Here is a 17,731-nt window from a genome sequence, read left to right on the forward strand (position 1 = left end):
CGATTCTCCAGAGGGGCTGACGGCGGCGAGCTGTCGCGACCGAGATAGGAAGAGGTTCATCGAAGGGCCAGTACCCTCCCTGCGGCCCTGGTATCGCGGATCCGCAAGCGGCATCCCGGTCACGGCAGCAGGTGACCGCGGTAGCGTCCGGCGCACCAAGAAAAAAAGGGGGCCGAAGCCCCCTTTTCCCGAACCGTAACGATGACGGCGCTCAGTAAACCCGCGCCTTCGGCTTGATATATTCGGCTTCGTCGGTGAGCGTATATTCGTGCACCGGGCGGTAATCGATCGTCACCGCACCCTTGTCGAACCAGGTGATCGTGTGCTTCATCCAGTTCGCGTCGTCGCGATCGGGGAAATCCTCGTGCATATGCGCGCCGCGGCTTTCCTTGCGGTTTGCCGCCGAATGCATCGTCACCACCGCCTGCGGCAGCATGTTGTCGAGCTCGAGCGTCTCGATCAGGTCGGTGTTGAAGATCAACGACCGGTCGGTGATGCCGATGTCCTGGATGCTGGCATAGACATTGTCGATCTTGCCCAGTCCTTCGCGCAGCAGTTCGCTGTCGCGGAACACCGCGCAGTGCCGTTGCATCGTGTGCTGCATGTCGAGGCGGATCTCCGCCGTCGGCGTGCCGCCCTTGGCGTTGCGATAATGATCGAGGCGGCCGAGCGCCTTCTCGTCGGCTTCCTTGTTGATCGAGCCGTGCTTGCTGTTCGGCTTGATCAGCTCCGCGAGGCGGAAGCCGGTCGCGCGGCCGAACACGACGAGGTCGATCAGCGAGTTGGAGCCGAGGCGGTTGGCGCCGTGGACCGACACGCAGGCCGCTTCGCCCACCGCGAACAGGCCGGGGACGACGGTGTCCGGGTTGCCGTCCTTCAGGGTGACGACCTCGCCATGATAGTTACAGGGGACGCCGCCCATATTGTAGTGGACGGTCGGCGTCACCGGCAGCGGCTGGCGGGTCAGGTCGACACCGGCGAAGATCTTGCCGGTCTCGGTGATGCCGGGCAGGCGCTCGTGCAGCACCTTGGGATCGATATGATCAAGATGCAGGTAGATATAGTCGCCGTTCTTGCCGACGCCCCGGCCCTCGCGCATCTCCATCGCCATCGAGCGCGACACGACGTCGCGGCTGGCGAGGTCCTTCGCCGACGGGGCATAGCGCTCCATGAAGCGCTCGCCCTGCGCGTTGGTGAGATAGCCGCCTTCGCCGCGCGCGCCCTCGGTGATGAGAACGCCCGCGCCGTAGATGCCGGTCGGGTGGAACTGGACGAACTCCATGTCCTGGAGCGGCAGCCCCGCGCGCAGCACCATGCCGCCGCCGTCGCCGGTGCAGGTATGCGCCGAGGTCGCGGAGAAATAGGTGCGGCCCGAACCGCCCGTCGCCAGGACGACCGAGTGGCTGCGGAAGCGATGGATCGAGCCGTCTTCCATGCAGAGCGCGATGACGCCCTTGCACTCGCCATTTTCCATGATCAGGTCGAGCGCGAAATATTCGATGTAGAAGTCGGCGTCGTACTTCAGGCTCTGCTGATAGAGCGCATGCAGCATGGCGTGGCCGGTGCGGTCCGCGGCGGCGCAGGTGCGCTGCACGGGCGGGCCGGCCCCCATGTTCTGCATGTGCCCGCCGAACGGGCGCTGGTAGATCTTGCCCTCGTCGGTGCGGCTGAACGGCACGCCGGCATGTTCGAGCTCGATCACCGCGGCCGGGGCCTCGCGCACCATATATTCGATCGCGTCCTGGTCGCCCAGCCAGTCCGAGCCCTTGACGGTGTCGTACATGTGCCAGGTCCAGTGGTCCGGACCCATGTTGCCGAGCGAGGCGGCGATGCCGCCCTGCGCCGCGACGGTGTGGCTGCGTGTCGGGAACACCTTGGTGATGCAGGCCGTCTTGAGGCCCGCTCCCGCCGCGCCCATGGTCGCGCGGAGGCCCGAGCCGCCCGCGCCGACAATCACCGCGTCGTAGAGGTGATCGACAATCTTATAGGCCTCAGACATCAGGCGGACACTCCCCCGAAGGCGATCTTGAGGATCGAGAAGATCGCCAGCGCGGCGCCCGCGATCGCGTAGAGATTGAGCAGCAGCAGGCAGAAGACCTTGCCGGCTTCTTCATGGACATAATCCTCGAAGACGACCTGGAGGCCGAGCCGCAGATGATAGAAGACCGAGATGGTCAGCAGGATCAGCGGCACCGCGACGATCGGCGAGCCGATCCACTGCAGCACCACGTCATGCCCGAGGTTGGGCAGGCGGAACAGCGAGACGACGAACCAGGTGACGAGCAGCAGGTTGCCCGCCGCCGTCACGCGCTGGCGCCACCAGTGCATCGCACCATGCCTGGCCGAGCCGAGACCGCGAACGCGGCCGATGCCGGTTCCGTTACCCATCAGTTCGCTCCCTTCGACAGCGACAGCAGGATCGGAACCCAGATCAGCACGGTGACCACGACCGAACCGACCATCGTCGCGATCGCCCCGGCCTTGTTGACCTTGAGTTCGTAGCCGGCGCCGATGTCCATCACGAAGTGGCGCAGCGCCGAGAAGAGATGCTGGAAGAACGCCCAGGTCAGTCCGATCGCGACCAGATAGCCGAACCAGGACGTGGCGACCTTGTAGAAGGTCGCATAGGCGTCGGGCCCGCTCGCGGCCGCTACCAGCCACCAGACAAAAGCCAGACCCGCCACGATGGCCAGTCCCACGCCGGTTGCCCGGTGCAGGATCGACACCGCCATGTGCGGACCCCATTTCCAGATAGTGAGGTGTGGCGAAAGCGGACGCCCCGGATTGCGCGACATGATGCCCTCCCTCTGTCGTCGGCGCCCGTCTTAGACGATGCGCCGCACCATGCAAGGCGCTTGGCGCGCGAACGGCAGCGATTTTCTATCGGTCTAAACGCGCTGTTTACCAACAGCCTTTAAGAATCGCGGCAATTGGCGGAACGAGTGCGAGGCGCAGGAACCCATGATGAACGGTCAGGACATGGAGTCGGTCGGACTCAGCGATCAGGAGATCACGCGCAAGTTGGCGCTCTACGACCGCGCGTCGGATCTCAATGCACGACTCAGGGCGATCGGCGCCCGCTTCGGCGACGACATCCTGGCCGGCGTGCAGCCGCTCGACGGTGCCGCGCCCGGCAGCCACGCCGCCCTCGCCGGCCATGAGGAGTTTTCGGGCCGCACCGTCCGCCTGTGGAAGGCACTGCTTACCGACGGCGTCACCCCCGCCGGCCTACGCGCCCATGCCGACGACGCCGCCCGATATGCCGCCGTTGGCGGCGATCATGGCAAGATCGCGCGCATGATGTCGGAAGTCGTCGCCCATCTGTGCGCGCAGCTGGCCCGGCGCTTCGCCGACGACGACGCGTTCGTCGGCAGGAGCTGCGAGGCGCTGGTTACGGTCAATTCGATCCATTTCGACCTGGCTTTCACCATCGTCGGCGCGCGGAGCCGCGCGTCGCAGCACCAGGGACTGGCCGACGAGGGGCGCACCTTCCGCAGCAACATCTCCGAGACGCTGGGCCGCGCGCTCGATGATTCGCGAGGCCTGCGCCAGCGCACCGGCCAGACGTCGCAGTCCGCCCGCGGCATGCTGGGCAAGACCTCCGAGGTCGCCGCCGCCGCCGAACAGTCGGCGCTCGCCATGCGCGAGGCCGCCCATACCGCTGCCGGCCTGATCCGCGCGATCGAGGAGAGCCGTGCCGAGGTCGAGGTCGCAGCCCAGATCGCCACTCGCGCCGCCGACCGGTCGATCCACGCGGTGGCGATCTCCGAAGTCCTGTCGGACCATGCGCAGGCGATCGAATCGATCCTCGGCCTGATCCGCGACATTGCCGGCCAGACCAACCTGCTGGCGCTCAACGCCACGATCGAGGCTGCCCGCGCGGGCGATGCGGGACGTGGCTTCGCGGTGGTCGCGCAGGAAGTGAAGAGCCTCGCCAGCCAGACCGCGCGCGCCACCGACGACATCGCCGCGAAGATCGCCGCGATCCAGGCCGCCACCCGCCAGACCGTCGAGGCGAACGGCGCGATCCGGGACATCGTCGGCGAGGTGCAGATCTCGGCCGAGCGGATCCGTACCACGATGGAAACGCAGGCGCAGACCGTCACGATGATCACCGCCGCCGTCGACGAGACCGCGCTCGCCGCCGACTCGATGTCGACGACCATCTCCGCGATTCGCAGCGACACCGAGAATGTCGCGGGCGAAATCGACCATCTCGAGGCCGGCTTCCGCCGCGTCGATGGCGAACTTTCGAAGCTGGAGACGATCACCGGCGACTTCGTCAGCCGCATCGCGGCGTAGTTGGTTCGGCCCTCAGSCRCCGGGCGCGAGGCATCCGCCKCGCTTGGCTTYCTCGCATGAGCTCGGGCGGCCGTTCGGCCTTGCGGGACGCTGGTGCGTCCCGTGATTGTTCGCCCTCAGCCGCCGGGCGCGAGGCATCCTTCGCCCTCAGCCGCCGGGCGCGAGGCATCCGCCKCGCTTGGCTTYCTCGCATRAGCTCGGGCGGCCGTTCGGCCTTGCGGGATGCCCGGGGCGCCGCGGCCCCACTCTTCCCGTCATTCCGGCGCAGGCCGGAATCTCAGGAGAGTCGTGCGTACCACGTCTCTTCTTAGCCTCCGCCTCCGCCACAAGGACGCATTCGACGGGCGGACGACCTTCACCGCCGTTGCCGTTCGCGGCATCAGGCATTAGGCCCCGCCCCATGACCATCAACATCCTCGCCACCGGCACCAGCCGGGGCATCGGAAAGGCCATCATCGACCGCTTTGCGGGCGAGGATGTCCGTATCGTCGGCCACCGCTCGAGCGACGGCGACGACCGCACCATCGCCGCCGACCTGACCGACTCCAGCGCGCCGCGCCGGATCTGGGAGCAGGCGATGGAGCGGCTCGACGGCCGCATCGACGTGCTCATCAACAATGCCGGCATCTTCGAAACCGCCTCGATCGACGCGCCCGACGCATCGTGGACCGAGGCGTGGAACCGGACGATGCAGGTGAACCTGACCGCCTCGGCCGAGCTCTGCCGCCTGGCCGTCCTGCACTTCCGCCGCCATGGCGGCGGCCGCATCGTCAACGTCGCCAGCCGCGCCGCCTATCGCGGCGACAGCCCCGCGCACTGGCACTATGCCGCATCCAAGGCCGGCATGGTCGCCATGACCAAGACGATCGCGCGGGGCTATGCGATGGAGAACATCCTCGCCTTCGCGATCTGCCCCGGCTTCACGATGACCGGGATGGCCGACGACTATCTGGCCAGCCGCGGCGGCGACAAGCTGCTCGCCGACATTCCGCTCGGCAAGGTCGCCGATCCGGAGGAGGTCGCCGAAACCATCCGCTTCCTCGCGCTCGCCGCACCGCCTTCGATGACCGGTGCGGTTCTCGACATCAATGGAGCCAGCTATGTCCGGTAGACGAAAGGCCGAACCCAAGGGCGACGGCATCACCGGCTTTCCCTTCGCACCCGAACGCGAAGGCAGCTGGAAGATCACCCTTCCCTGCACCAAGGCCGAAGCCGAACGGCTCGCCGGCGACCTGCCCGAGCTGGCGCTGCTCGATCCGCAGCCGACGGTGATGACGAGCGAGCCCGATCCGGCGAAGCCCGACGCATGGCAGCTCGACGCCTATGTCGAGGCCAAGCCGGGCAAGGCGGTGATCGCGGCGATCGCCGCGCTGGCCCCCAGCGCCGCCAAGGTGAAGCCGGTCGTCACCCATATCCCCGAGGAGGACTGGGTCACGCTGTCCCAGTCGGGCCTCGAGCCGATCCAGGCGGGGCGCTTCTTCGTCCATACGCCCCATAATGCCGAACATGTGCCCGAAGGGATGACCGGCTTCGTGATCGACGCCGGCCGCGCCTTCGGCACCGGGCACCATGAGACCACGACCGGCTGCCTGATGATGCTCGACCGGCTGAAGCGTAGCGGCCTGCGTTTCGACGATATCGCCGATGTCGGCACCGGTACCGGCCTGCTCGCCTTCGCAGCGCGAGCGCTATGGCCCGCCGCCAAGGTGGTCGCATCCGACATCGATCCGGTCTCGATCGAGGTAACCGGGGAGAATGCGGCCGCGAACGGCGTGCCGGTCGGCCGCGGGCGCGGACAGGTCGAGCTGGCGGTGGCCGCCGGCCTGGCGCATCGCCGGCTCAAGGCGCGGCTGCCCTATGACCTGCTGATCGCCAACATCCTCGCCGGTCCGCTGATCGAGCTGGCGCCGGTGTTCGGCAACGCGGTGCTGCCGGGCGGCACGATCATCCTCGCCGGCTTGCTCGACACCCAGGCCGAGGCGGTGGCGCAGGCTTATCGCCGGCAGGGCTTCTATCTGGCCGGCGAGATCGTCCGGGGCGACTGGCCCACCTTGCGGCTCGTCAAGCGCAAGCGCTGACCGGACCGGGTTACAGCCCCCCCCCGGCAGGGTGCGGATTAGCGTGCCCTTTCATTGCTGCTATCCGCCCAGCCGCCTGCTATGATCTGGCCCGAAACATTCTGGGGGCCAACAGAGGTTGACGGCAACATTGCGGAGGGGAGGCTTTCGCGCCGGCAGGCTTCTGACCGGCATGTTACTGGCGTGCGCCCTCGCCGTTCTGGCGACGGATCCGGGCGGCGCCGCGCCGCGCTGGACCAATCTGGCCGCCACCGTCTTCCACAACTATGGCCGCAACGAGGGGCTTCCGCACCCGGTGCCGACCGCGCTGGCCCAGGACCGCGACGGCTTCATCTGGATCGGCACGCAGGGCGGACTCACTCGCTGGGACGGCTACCGCTTCCGTGTCTACAAGGCCGACCCGGCGACCGCCGGCAGCCTGCCCGACGACTGGGTCCAGACGCTCCATGTCGACCCCGTCGGCAGGTTGTGGATCGGTGGCGGCGCGGGTGGCCTCGCCCGCTATGACCCCGTCCGCGATCGCTTCCTGCAGGTTCCGATCGGCCGGAACCAAGCGCGGACCCATATCGGCGCGATCGCCGATGACGGGCGCGGCGGCCTGTGGGTCGGGACCGACCAGGGGCTGCACCACCTGGATCCGGCGACCGGAACGGTTCGGGCGACCGCGATCGCCATTGCGGATGCGCCGGTGCGCGCGCTGCTGCGCGATCGTCGCGGCGCGCTGTGGGTCGGGACCACGAGAGGCTTGGCGCGCCGCTCGGCAGGCTCCGCCGGTTGGACGACGGTCGCGTTCGATCACGAGCCGACCAGCATCACCGCCCTGTTCGAGGACCCCGGCGGCCGTGTATGGATCGGCACCCAGCGTCGGGGCCTCTTCGTTGTCGACACGCCCGGCGCGCAACCCCGTGCCGTCGGTACTGACCCGATCCTGACGGAGGGATCGGTATCCTCGATCAGCCCGGCGAACCCCCGCGAGATATGGGTGGGGCTGCGCGGCAACGGTATCGCCGCGGTCGAGGTCGCGACCCGGCAACTACGCTTCATTCGGCACGACCGGACGGTGGCGAGCAGCCTCGCCCATGACGACGTCTGGGCGCTGATGCGAGACGACGCCGGCTCGATGTGGGTCGGCAGCATCGGCGGGCTCAGCTATCATCCGCGCAATTCGGGCCTGATATCGGCCGTGCTCGCCTCACAGGATCGCGCCGGCGGGCTGAGTTCGACCGATCCGCTGGCGGTGCTGGCGACCCGCGACGGCCGGGTGTGGATGGGCTATCTTGCCGGTGGCGTCGACGTGATCGACCCCGCCGCAGGCCGCGTCGCGGCGCTGCGCCCCGGCAATGGTCGCCATCCTGCCACCACCCTCCCGCCCGACATCGTGTTCGCCATGGCCGAAGACGATCGCGGCGGCGTCTATATCGGCACGCGGCGCGGTCTCTATCGCACCGGCCCCGCCGCCGATGGCGTCCGGCTGGTCCCGCTGCCCGGGCTCGATCCGCAGGTGTCGATCACCGCCCTCTCCTTCGATGACGGCATCCTCTGGGTCGGCAGCGACGAGGAAGGCCTGATCGGCATGGTTCCCGATCGCGCCGGCCAGGTGGGCCGGGTCGTCTTCGGGAAGAAGGACAGCGCCGCGCTGACCGACGACGGCGTCAACGTCATTCTGCGCGGCAACGGGCGTGACCTGTGGGTCGGGGCCCGCAACGGACTCTACCGCGTCGACAAGACCACCCATGCGGTCGACCATATCGAGGCCAATCCCGCCGATCCCACTGCCCTGCCGGGGCGGAACGTGGTGGCGACGCTGATCGACCGGCGCGGGCGCCTGTGGGCGGGGACCTTCGGCGGCGGTCTCGCCATGATGACCGGCCGGGATGCCGCCGGCCGATGGCATTTCCGCCGGATCGGCGTGGCGGACGGACTGCCCCACATGAATGTCGACAGCCTGCAGATGGATGGCTCGGGCATCATCTGGGCCGGCACCGACGACGGCCTCGCCCGTATCGACCCTGACGACCTCGCGGTCCGTGCCGTTCGACAGGCGGACGGCTCGGCGCTGGTCGACTATTATGCCGGCGCCGGCGCCACCACCGCAGCCGGTGAGGCTGTGTTCGGCGCCAAGGGCGGCCTTACCGTCGTCCGGCCCGGGCCCCTGCCCCGCTGGACGCTGCAGCCTCCACTGGTCGTGACCGACCTACGGATTGGCGGCGTGCCGCAGCCCGCGGCCCGCCTCAACCGGCCGGATCCCATCGCCCCGCTCATGGTGAAGCCCGACAGCAACAGCATAGCGGTCGAGTTCGCCGCGCTCGACTATACCGCGCCGGAGCGCAACCGCTATTCCTACCGCCTCGACGGCTTCGACCGGGACTGGACCGAGACCGATGCCAACCGGCGGCTCGCTATCTACACCAACCTCCCGCCCGGCGATTATGTCCTGCGCCTGCGCGGCTCCAACCGGGCCGGCATCTGGGCGGAGCGCGAGCTCGCCCTGCCGATCCGCGTGCTGCCTGCCTGGTACCAGCGACTATGGCTGAAGCTGGCCGGCGGCCTGCTGCTACTGCTGGCCGTCTTCGCGATCGTGCGGTGGCGAACCCAGTATCTCCGGAAACGCCAGGGCGATCTCGAACGCCAGGTCGCCGACCGCACCGCCGACCTGCGCGCCGCCAACGCGCGGCTAGGCCATCTGGCGCAGACCGACCCGCTGACCGGCTGCGCCAACCGGCGGCATTTCATGACCCAGGCCGACGAACGGATCCATGCCGCCCGGCGCGGCGGCCGTCCGCTGTGCCTGGCGGTGCTCGATCTCGATGACTTCAAGTCGATCAACGATCGCCACGGCCACCCGGGCGGCGACGCGGTGCTGGAGATGGCAGGGGTCGTCCTGGTCGATCATCTTCGCGAGGGCGACATCGCCGGCCGCATCGGCGGCGAGGAGTTCGCCATCCTGATGCCGGATACCGCCATCGCCGACGCCCGGCATCTCGCGGACCAACTGCGCGAAGCGATCGGAGGCGCGCGGATCAAGGTCGACGGCGTGTCGATCGGGGTATCCGCCAGTATCGGCGTGGCGGAACTGGATGCCGACGAGGATTTCGGCCGCCTCTATGCGCGCGCCGATGCGGTCCTCTATACTGCGAAGCATGCTGGCCGGAACCGCGTGGAGACGGCGGCCCCCGCTGCCTGAGCCGGCCTTCCGCGCTCAGCCCGTCGCCATTTTCAGGATGGTCGCCCATTCATCAGCGGAGACCGGCGACACCGAAAGCCGGCTTTGCCGCAGCATGGCCATGCCGGCCAGCGCCGCCTCGGCCTTCATTTCGGCAAGGGTTACGGGCCGTGCTAGCGCGCGGACCGGCGCCAGTTCTACCGCGACGAAGCGACCTGCGGGGTCGGTCGTGTCGGGAAAAGCAGTGCGGACGACCCTCGCGATCCCAACCACCGCCAGCCCTTCCTGGCTGTGGTAGAAGAAGACCTCGTCGCCCTCCTTCATCGCCTTCAGGTGCAGCGCGGCGGCATTATTGCGGACACCGTCCCAGACCGTCCGGCCATCGCGTTCGAGATCGGCGTAGGAGTAGCTATTGGGCTCCGACTTCACCAGCCAATGGGATAGCGTCATCGTTCCCTCCACCTCTCGCGGCCACGCATCGCTCTTCTCATGCGTGCAAGCCGAACTTCAAGACCATTAAAGGGGGAGCAGGACGGGAATCCCTTCGAACGTCGCATATCCGGAACACGTAAAGGCCCGATCGCTACCGCAGGTGCCCGCAGCGCCTGCTGCCGGCCGCGTCGCCCCTCGGCCCATGAAGACGAAGGGGCGGCGCTCGGCAAACGGTTCCAACGGGAAATTCTTCACGGACAAGGCGGGAAACGTCGGGGAGCCGATCCACGAAGCGACCCCACCAGCTGTGATCCCGCCACGCATCGGCCGGAACCAGCGATTCTCCATCGCCTCGAATCGCGGCCGGGTCGGATCACTACTGCATATTACCGGCGCCTTCGATGTGGTAAGAACTCAACAGCTGGCGGTGGGGGTGTGCTTACTGTTTACTGTGCCGCGACTTCCCGCGCTGCCGATGACGATGGGCACCACATCTTTCGGGGAGAAAGCACATGAAATCCCTCGTATGGATTGTGGAAGATGCCGCCCTCGTGAGGCTTTTAATCGAAGAGATCCTCTCGGAGAACGACTTCATCGTGCGGTCCTTCCGCTCGGCGCGACAAGCGATTTCTTCCCTTGGCGAAGGTCATGCTATTCCGTCGATACTGATAACCGACATCTCTTTCGACGGGGATCAAACAACCGGATGGGATGTTGCCCGGTTCGTACACAAGGTATCGCCCGATATCCTAACCATCTATATAAGCGGATATTTCGATAGTGACGATCCTGTCGAAGCCATTCCGCCGGGAATATTTCTGCGAAAGCCGTTCACGGGAAAACAATTGATTTCCGCCATTTCCGACGCTCGGGGGAAGTCCTCGCCCCCCGATCGATCGACCGGCACATTCCCGATTGGTTAGAGCATCTCTCCCGTGCGCTAGGAGAAATAGACTGCCCTGAAATAGGAAATCGTCTCCTTCAATCCGTCTTCAAGCCCCACCTTCGGCTCCCAGCCGAGCGTCGACTTCGCCAGATCGATGTTCGGCCGCCTCTGCTTGGGATCGTCGACCGCGGCGGGTTCGAACACGAGCTTCGATTTGGACCCGGTCAGCGCGAGCACGAGCTCAGCCAGCTCGATCATGGTAAACTCGTTCGGATTTCCGATATTGATGGGGCCGGTCAGGCCCTCCGGCGAGTTCATCAGACGCACCATGCCGTCAATGAGGTCGTCGACATAACAAAAGGCCCTGGTCTGTCGCCCCCCTCCATAGATCGTGATCGGATCCCCCGCCAAGGCCTGCATGATGAAATTAGAAACGACGCGACCGTCCTTCGGATGCATGCGAGGCCCATAGGTGTTGAAGATCCGCATTACCTTGATCCTCAAGGAGTGCTGGCGGTGATAGTCGAAGAACAAGGTCTCCGCGCAACGCTTTCCTTCGTCATAGCAGGACCGCGGCCCAATGGGGTTGACGTTCCCCCAATAATCCTCGGTCTGGGGGTGGACGGTGGGATCGCCATATACTTCCGAGGTCGATGCCTGGAGTATTTTAGCACGGAGGCGCTTGGCCAGACCCAACATGTTGATCGCCCCATGAACCGAGGTCTTTGTCGTCTGGACTGGGTCATGCTGGTAATGAATGGGGCTCGCTGGGCAGGCGAGATTATAGATCTCGTCGACTTCCACATAGAGAGGAAATGTCACGTCGTGGCGCATGAACTCAAAGCGGCTGTTACTGAACAGATGCTCTATATTGCGGCGCTGCCCCGTGAACAGATTGTCCAGGCACAGCACTTCCTTCCCTTCGGAAAGCAGCCGCTCGCAGAGATGCGATCCTAGAAACCCGCTGCCGCCGGTAACAAGGGTACGATCGATAAGCAGTTCGCTGACCTTACTCATTTTATCGCTCCGTCCCTTTAAAGCTTGGCGGTTCGTTCGTTATTCCGCGCTTCTTTGATCATCAGCCTAATGGTATTGAAATACCAGGCTTTGTAAAATGAGTATTGAAAGCCGGCCAGTCCGTCCAGAAAGCCGAATTTAACGAAATAGCTAAGACAAAAATACGCGGGCGCGAACCATGCCCGTTCGATATTGCCGTACTTCGCCTTTTGACGGGGCGTCAAATCCTTGGAGGCCAGCGCATTCCTGAGCTGCGAATAGCGCGCCATCTCCCATTTCGCATAATCCAGGTGCCGCGTGACGAACTTTCCTATTCCCTGAAAATCGCGATGGTCGATACGTGCGCCTATCTCTCCGACCTCGCCGGTCAGTTGGGGGTGCTCATGCACCTCCATGTCGAGCTGGCTCCAATGGTCCTCGTCGATCTTTTCATAGCGTCCGGCGCTTTTCCGAAAGAGCGCGAGCTTGCGTTGGGGGACGCCATGACGCAGCGGACGTCCGAGGAAATAATTCGTATAGGTCAGCCAGAAGCCGACCTTGCCTTCCTGACGAAGCGCGCATTCCACTTCCGCGATGAATGCAGGCGTCACCGCCTCGTCGGCATCGAGAAACAGACACCAGTCGTTGCGCGTTTCGTGACTGTCGAGGAACCAGTTGCGTTTCTTCGGGAATTTGCCGTTCCATCTGAAATCGACGAGCCTTACTCCCCTTTCCTCAGCGATCTGCGCCGTGCGGTCGCTGCTCGCGCTGTCGACCACGACGATCTCGTCCCATGCGGTGCCGAGCGCATCCAGGCATGAGGGAAGATTCTTCTCTTCGTTCTTCACGGGTATGACGACGGTCACCGGCAATTTCGGCATGACCGACGAGCCCGTCGCGGCTGTCGCTTGCGGCTTCGGCATATCGTTCCGTCCGAACATGTCTGCGGCTGGCAAAGTGATCCCCCGATCAGCGTCGGCCGATCGTGCGGGCCGGATTGCCTGCCACGATCTCGCTCGGTTCAACATGCTTCATCACGACGGCGCGCGCACCGACAATCGCGCCATCGCCGATGTCGACGTCGGGACCGATAAAGGCATCGGCACAGATCCATGCGCGCGCCCCGATACGGATCGGCGGCTTGGTCAGCGGCATGGTCGCATCGCGCCATTCGTGACTGCCCGCACAGATATGCGCATATTGCGAAATGGTCGCGTTCGCACCGATGAAGATCGGGCCCAAGGCATAGAGAATGGCCCCGTCACCGATGCCGACGTCGTCGCCGATGGCGAGGTTCCACGGAATCGTGATGCGGACACTGGGGAAGATGCGGACATCGCGCCCGATCCGCGCGCCAAAGCGGCGCAGCAGCCAGCGCCGCCACCCCCAGAACAGGCGGGGGCTGAACCGGAACAGCGGCTGCGCCAGGCCCCAGGCGACGCGCCCGGCCAGTTCCTTGCGGCTCCATTTTCGGGCGCGGCGATTCTCCGCGGTAGGGTTGTCCGGTCGCATCACGTCGAATACTCCACGCACGCTGGCGCGTCGCCTCCATGGTGCAGCCAGTCGTACAGCGCCAGATAATCGGCGCTGATCGCTTCCCAGCCGAACTGTTCGGCGACGAGACCGCGACCGGCCCGCCCCATTGCCGTGCGCCGCGCCGGTTCCATCGCGGCGAGCTTAGCGATCCCACGCGCGATGTCGCCGGGTTCCGGGGCGATACGCAAAGCGGCGCCCCTCGCAAAACCCTCGGGCAGGTTGCAGGCGTCGGTCATAAGCACGGGCAATGCGCGCTCCCAGGCTTCGAGCACCGAGATCGGCAAGCCTTCGCTGAACGAGGGCAGGATGAACGCGTCGGCGGCGTCCATCACGGCGATCTTTTCCCGGTCATAGCGCGGACCGACGAAGGCCACGTTGCCGGCAAGCGCCAGGTCTCTTGCGAGCGCTTCCAGATGGGGGAGATGCCCCCCGTCGTCCCAGCCCGCGATATCGAGCCGCCACTCTGCCGCCAGGTCCGGCCGTTGGGCGCGGAATAGCGCCCAGCCATGAAGCAGTTCGGAAATCCCCTTCTTGGGATGGATGCGGGCCAGGAACAACATGGTCCTCCGCGGACCCCGTCCGGAAACGCCGGCTTCCGGAAGCGGCATCAGGTCGACACCATTGGGAATGATCGCGATCGGCGTGCGCAGGCCGTAGGCGCGCATCGCATTCGCCTCCGACCGGTTGAGCGCGTGCATGACCGAAGCGTGCTGCATGTTCGCACGCTCGAAGGCGGCGGCGATGATGCGCTTCTTGCCCGCCGAGAGTTGCAGCGCCTTCGGATCGAGCATCCCGTGCGTCGAGATGACCAGCGGGGTGCCATGCCGCCGGCGCCACCGCCACGCGGCAAGGCTCGTCGGAAGCCAGATGCCGCGCGCGTGAAGCACGTCCGGCCGGATGGCTTCCAGCGCACGCCGCAGGGCGGGCACGGCGCCGAAGCCGCCGGGGCCCTTCGGCTCGAACGCGCTCAGCGTCTCGACATGCCATCGGTCGCGGCTGGCGGCGAGATCCGGGTCGGAAAGTCCCAACACATGGGGAGAACGCCCCTGCTCCGCCATGATATTGGCGGGAATACGCGCCGAATAGAACATGCCTCCCGCGCGTGGCGACAGCGACCCCGTCAGCATCGCTACACGTGGGATGGCGGGGGTTTCATCCGCCATGTCGGCGGCCATCCCGCCATGCGGCGCGTGCGATCGACAGGTCCAGCAACCGACGATCGAGGAACGACGGCCGGGCGCCGCCGGCACGCGCCATCCTGGCCGCCTCGACCAGGCCGCGCCCGAAGGCATCCGGGCCGAAGTCCGCGATCCGGCGCCTCGCCGCGGCGACCATCGGTCCGTCCCTCTCCAGCAGGGCGAGGCTGCGCATGGCGCCGGCCATGGCGGGGACATCGAGCGGATCGAACGAAAAACCGGTGACGCCATCGTCGATCAGCACCTCGGCGCAGCCGCATTTGTCCGAGACCGCGACGGGCAGTCCGCTTGCCATCGCTTCGTTGACCACCAGTCCCCATTGCTCGATCGTGCTCGCATGCAGGAACGCCCCCGCGCTACCATAATATTTGGGTAGCTCGTCGATCTGCAGGAAACCGGGCATGTGGACGTGTCCGCCGATCCCGAGCCGATCGCGCTCCGCCAGCAACGTATCGCGCAGTTCGCCGTCGCCCAGCAGGACGAGCGGCCAATCCGCCGGATCGTCGCCGCGGCCCTCGCGAAAGGCGGCGTAGGCGGCAAGGAGACGGACGAGATTCTTCTTCTCGATGAAGCGGTTGCTGGTCAGGAAATACCGATTGAACGCGGCAGGCGGAAGCCTCTCGGCGAGAGCGGCGGGAAGGCTTCCCGCCGCCTGCCAATATCCGGCGCTTTTCGCAAAATAGTCATTGTCGACGACGTTGTAACCGCGGGCGATGCGGTTCGGGGGGATCCCCAGGGCGGACAGATAGCCGGCATGGGAATCGCTCGTGCAAAGCCCCGCACCATAATGGCGAACGATAGCGCGCTTCACCCGCTCGACGCCGTGACGGCGGGTAAAGTCCCAGGCATTGGTTTCCGACATGCAGATGGCGGGCACCCCACGCCGCGACGCCCAGCGCAACGCGGCGAGCGCGATCATGTTCGACCAGCCCGGCACCGCGACCGCATCCGGTTGCCATTCGCCCAATAGTCGATCGAGTCTTGCCGCGATCCGTGCCGGATAGCTCTCGTCACCGGCGGCTTCCGCGACCGCCGCATGCCGCATGCCCGCTGGAACGGGTGACGCGTCCCAATCATAGACCCTTCGGTGCGGCGCCCCCTCCAGGGCAAAGACGTCCGCATAGGGCATCGCGCCGGCCAGCCGTGCAATGTGATAGGGGCCGAATTTGTCGAACAGCACCGCGATGCGCGGACGCGTTTCATTCATCGGCCAGTTCCTTCTTCACCCTGGCGGGTGCGCCGGCGATCAGGCTGTTGGGCGGAAACTCCCCCTTTACCACGCTGTTCGCCGCGACGATGCTCCCGCGTCGGATGACGGAGCCCGGACCGATATAGACCCCGCGTCCTATCCAGCAGTTGTCCTCGATGATGATCGGCGCGCTGTCGAACCCTTGCCCCCGCACGCCGGTCGATGGCCTGAAGCGATGTTCCTGGTCCCGGATCGAGACGAATTCCGCGATCGCGACATTGTCGCCGATGCGAATGCCCGTGCTCGCGACGATGACGCAGTTGCTGTTTATGCTTCCATCATCGCCGATGACCACTTTTGCCCCCCGCGCGACCTGCCAGAAAATGTCGCGCCCGATCATCGCGCGCCGGCCGATGGAGATCGCCATGAGCGGCCGCCGGAAATGCTGCCGGCCGAATATCAGGCAGTCCGAACCCAGCTCCCGGAACCACAAGGGGCAAAGGATTTGGAACCATAACGCCCGCACGCGGTGCGGCAAGTTGAGCAGCGCGTTCATTCCAGTCCCTCGCAGAGCCGGGCCAGCGACGCCATGAAGCGCTTGTCCCACGCCGGCAGTCCGTAGGCGCTGGATCGGACGAGAGCTTCGCGCGACATATGTTCGCGCAACGGACGGTCATCGCAAATGCGCACCAGCGCCGCCGCAATCGCGTCCGGATCGCGATCCGGCACATAGAAGCCGGGTCCGCCGTCGGGAAAGTCTATGCCGACGCCACGCGAAACCACGACCGGCAGCGCCGCGCTCATTGCCTCGAGGACCACGCCCGCCGATCCTTCGGCCAGCGAGGGCAGCACGAAGACGTCGGCACGTGCGAACTGCTCCACCATCCTGTCGCGCGAGAGGTGGCCGAGCAGTTCGACATTGGGCCCTTCGAGCAGCCGCCGCGCGGCGTCGCTGACGCCGCCCGCAAAGACGAAGCGGAAAGCGGGATCGGTCCGCGCCAGACGCTCCGCGGCCATCTTCACATAGTGGGGGCCCTTGCGCAGCGTAAGCGTCCCAGCGAACAAAATACGCTTGGGCACCGGTTGCGGTACGGCCGGGAAGGCGAGGCTCGACGCATAAGGGACGAGGACGCATTTTCCAGCATGATGCGCGCCATAGCTTTCGATATCGTCGATCACCGACTGCGCTGGGCAAAAGAGCGCATCGCTGTCATCCAGCATGTCGTGGGTGAACCGTTCGTAGCGCTCGCACAGGGAAGTGTCGAAAGGATGCTCTCCCCACTCCGGAAATGCTGCCACCTCGGCATTGACGATCTTGTGCGTCGAGGGAACGGTAAAGACGTCCGAGACGATTTTCGCGTCCGGCCGTATCCGGTCGCGCAGTCCATGCCCCCCCGAATAATATTGCGTGTAGAAAATGTCGCTCATCGAAAGGTCGCGACGGCCGATCGGCCACGGCGCGGGACGACCGATACGATTTTGCTTCCGCACCGACGGAATATTGCGGATCAAATGGCCCGGTACGTCCTTGACCACGCGTCGCGCCAAGCTGGCACGGATCCCTTCCTTCGGGACGAGCCCGTGCACGAGCCGCGCCAGAGGCGTGTCTGGCATGGCGAAATCGGTGTAAAGCCGCCGCAGGGCGCCGTGGGCATATAGGAAGCGCGACTGCATGTAATTATGCCGGGCTCCCGGTTGGAGCATCGTGACGCGCATTCGGCCATACAGCCCTTCATCCGCTTCCGTCGCACGCATCGAATATCGTTCCTGTCCGGGCAGTTTGATTACTGACCAAAAAACCACTTCATTCTCGTCCGATAGAAAATATCGGCAACCAGCTTGCGGAGGCACTCGGGGTCGAAGCGATGTGCTATATCGAGTTGCGATTAGCATCGACAGCCTTGAAAATCGGAGCGATCGGATTGCCAACAGCCTTGGGCTGTCTTAGAAAGC

The 17,731-nt window shown here is 65.6% G+C and carries 16 protein-coding genes; 5 read left to right on the forward strand and 11 right to left on the reverse strand.

The annotated features are described in order from the left end of the window. Positions 1–211: 211 nt before the first annotated feature. The 3 genes from sdhA to sdhC are packed head-to-tail and all read right to left on the reverse strand — an operon-like array spanning position 212 to position 2,795. Positions 212–1,999 carry a succinate dehydrogenase flavoprotein subunit gene (sdhA, locus tag ASE22_RS18815; protein ID WP_056363336.1) on the reverse strand — a complete coding sequence of 596 codons (1,788 nt, stop codon included), beginning with the start codon at positions 1,997–1,999 and terminating at the stop codon, positions 212–214. Next, positions 1,999–2,388 carry a succinate dehydrogenase, hydrophobic membrane anchor protein gene (sdhD, locus tag ASE22_RS18820; protein ID WP_056363339.1) on the reverse strand — a complete coding sequence of 130 codons (390 nt, stop codon included), beginning with the start codon at positions 2,386–2,388 and terminating at the stop codon, positions 1,999–2,001. The genes sdhA and sdhD overlap by 1 nt, the downstream gene beginning before the upstream one ends. Then, positions 2,388–2,795 carry a succinate dehydrogenase, cytochrome b556 subunit gene (sdhC, locus tag ASE22_RS18825; RefSeq protein ID WP_056363344.1) on the reverse strand — a complete coding sequence of 136 codons (408 nt, stop codon included), beginning with the start codon at positions 2,793–2,795 and terminating at the stop codon, positions 2,388–2,390. Before sdhC ends, sdhD begins: the two co-directional genes overlap by 1 nt. Before the next feature lie 166 nt (positions 2,796–2,961). On the opposite strand from sdhC, the gene ASE22_RS18830 reads away from it, so the two are divergent. From ASE22_RS18830 to ASE22_RS18845, 4 genes are all read left to right on the forward strand, one after another. Then, positions 2,962–4,302, forward strand: a complete 1,341-nt coding sequence (locus ASE22_RS18830; RefSeq protein WP_056363348.1) for a methyl-accepting chemotaxis protein — start codon at positions 2,962–2,964, stop codon at positions 4,300–4,302. A gap of 400 nt (positions 4,303–4,702) precedes the next feature. Beyond that, positions 4,703–5,413: an SDR family NAD(P)-dependent oxidoreductase gene (locus ASE22_RS18835; RefSeq protein ID WP_056363351.1), complete on the forward strand. Its 711-nt coding sequence runs from the start codon at positions 4,703–4,705 to the stop codon at positions 5,411–5,413. Next, a complete protein-coding gene (locus ASE22_RS18840; protein ID WP_056363353.1) occupies positions 5,403–6,380 on the forward strand; it encodes a 50S ribosomal protein L11 methyltransferase in 978 nt (325 codons plus the stop codon). Before ASE22_RS18835 ends, ASE22_RS18840 begins: the two co-directional genes overlap by 11 nt. 172 nt (positions 6,381–6,552) lie before the next feature. After that, positions 6,553–9,564 carry a ligand-binding sensor domain-containing protein gene (locus ASE22_RS18845; RefSeq protein WP_056363355.1) on the forward strand — a complete coding sequence of 1,004 codons (3,012 nt, stop codon included), beginning with the start codon at positions 6,553–6,555 and terminating at the stop codon, positions 9,562–9,564. Between the two features lie 15 nt (positions 9,565–9,579). On the opposite strand, the gene ASE22_RS18850 is transcribed toward ASE22_RS18845, so the two are convergent. Continuing rightward, a complete protein-coding gene (locus ASE22_RS18850; protein ID WP_056363359.1) occupies positions 9,580–9,993 on the reverse strand; it encodes an EVE domain-containing protein in 414 nt (137 codons plus the stop codon). A 494-nt stretch (positions 9,994–10,487) separates the two neighbouring features. Between ASE22_RS18850 and ASE22_RS18855 the strand changes: the two genes are divergently transcribed. Beyond that, positions 10,488–10,898 (forward strand): response regulator, encoded by a 411-nt coding sequence (locus ASE22_RS18855; protein WP_056363362.1) that lies wholly within the window; start codon positions 10,488–10,490, stop codon positions 10,896–10,898. 17 nt (positions 10,899–10,915) lie between these two features. Here the strand turns inward: ASE22_RS18855 and ASE22_RS18860 are convergent, their stop codons facing one another. The 7 genes from ASE22_RS18860 to ASE22_RS27930 are packed head-to-tail and all read right to left on the reverse strand — an operon-like array spanning position 10,916 to position 17,707. Continuing rightward, positions 10,916–11,878 carry a UDP-glucuronic acid decarboxylase family protein gene (locus tag ASE22_RS18860; RefSeq protein ID WP_056363365.1) on the reverse strand — a complete coding sequence of 321 codons (963 nt, stop codon included), beginning with the start codon at positions 11,876–11,878 and terminating at the stop codon, positions 10,916–10,918. 17 nt (positions 11,879–11,895) lie between these two features. Continuing rightward, a complete protein-coding gene (locus tag ASE22_RS18865) occupies positions 11,896–12,798 on the reverse strand; it encodes a glycosyltransferase family 2 protein (protein ID WP_235538175.1) in 903 nt (300 codons plus the stop codon). Between the two features lie 28 nt (positions 12,799–12,826). Continuing rightward, positions 12,827–13,369 (reverse strand): acetyltransferase, encoded by a 543-nt coding sequence (locus ASE22_RS18870; protein ID WP_056363368.1) that lies wholly within the window; start codon positions 13,367–13,369, stop codon positions 12,827–12,829. Next, complete coding sequence (locus tag ASE22_RS18875; protein ID WP_056363371.1) at positions 13,369–14,568, reverse strand: glycosyltransferase; 1,200 nt, start codon at positions 14,566–14,568, stop codon at positions 13,369–13,371. The genes ASE22_RS18870 and ASE22_RS18875 overlap by 1 nt, the downstream gene beginning before the upstream one ends. Further along, the gene (locus ASE22_RS18880) at positions 14,546–15,796 is read right to left on the reverse strand and encodes a glycosyltransferase family 4 protein (protein WP_082545311.1); all 1,251 of its coding nucleotides are present in this window, start codon (positions 15,794–15,796) and stop codon (positions 14,546–14,548) included. The genes ASE22_RS18875 and ASE22_RS18880 overlap by 23 nt, the downstream gene beginning before the upstream one ends. After that, positions 15,789–16,334, reverse strand: coding sequence for an acyltransferase (locus ASE22_RS18885; protein WP_056601450.1), 546 nt, complete (start codon positions 16,332–16,334; stop codon positions 15,789–15,791). The genes ASE22_RS18880 and ASE22_RS18885 overlap by 8 nt, the downstream gene beginning before the upstream one ends. Further along, on the reverse strand, positions 16,331–17,707 hold the full coding sequence (locus ASE22_RS27930; protein ID WP_321163629.1) for a glycosyltransferase family 4 protein: 1,377 nt from the start codon (positions 17,705–17,707) through the stop codon (positions 16,331–16,333). Before ASE22_RS27930 ends, ASE22_RS18885 begins: the two co-directional genes overlap by 4 nt. Positions 17,708–17,731 lie beyond the last annotated feature (24 nt).

It is taken from the genome of Sphingomonas sp. Root720 (assembly GCF_001428605.1).
Lineage (GTDB): Bacteria > Pseudomonadota > Alphaproteobacteria > Sphingomonadales > Sphingomonadaceae > Rhizorhabdus.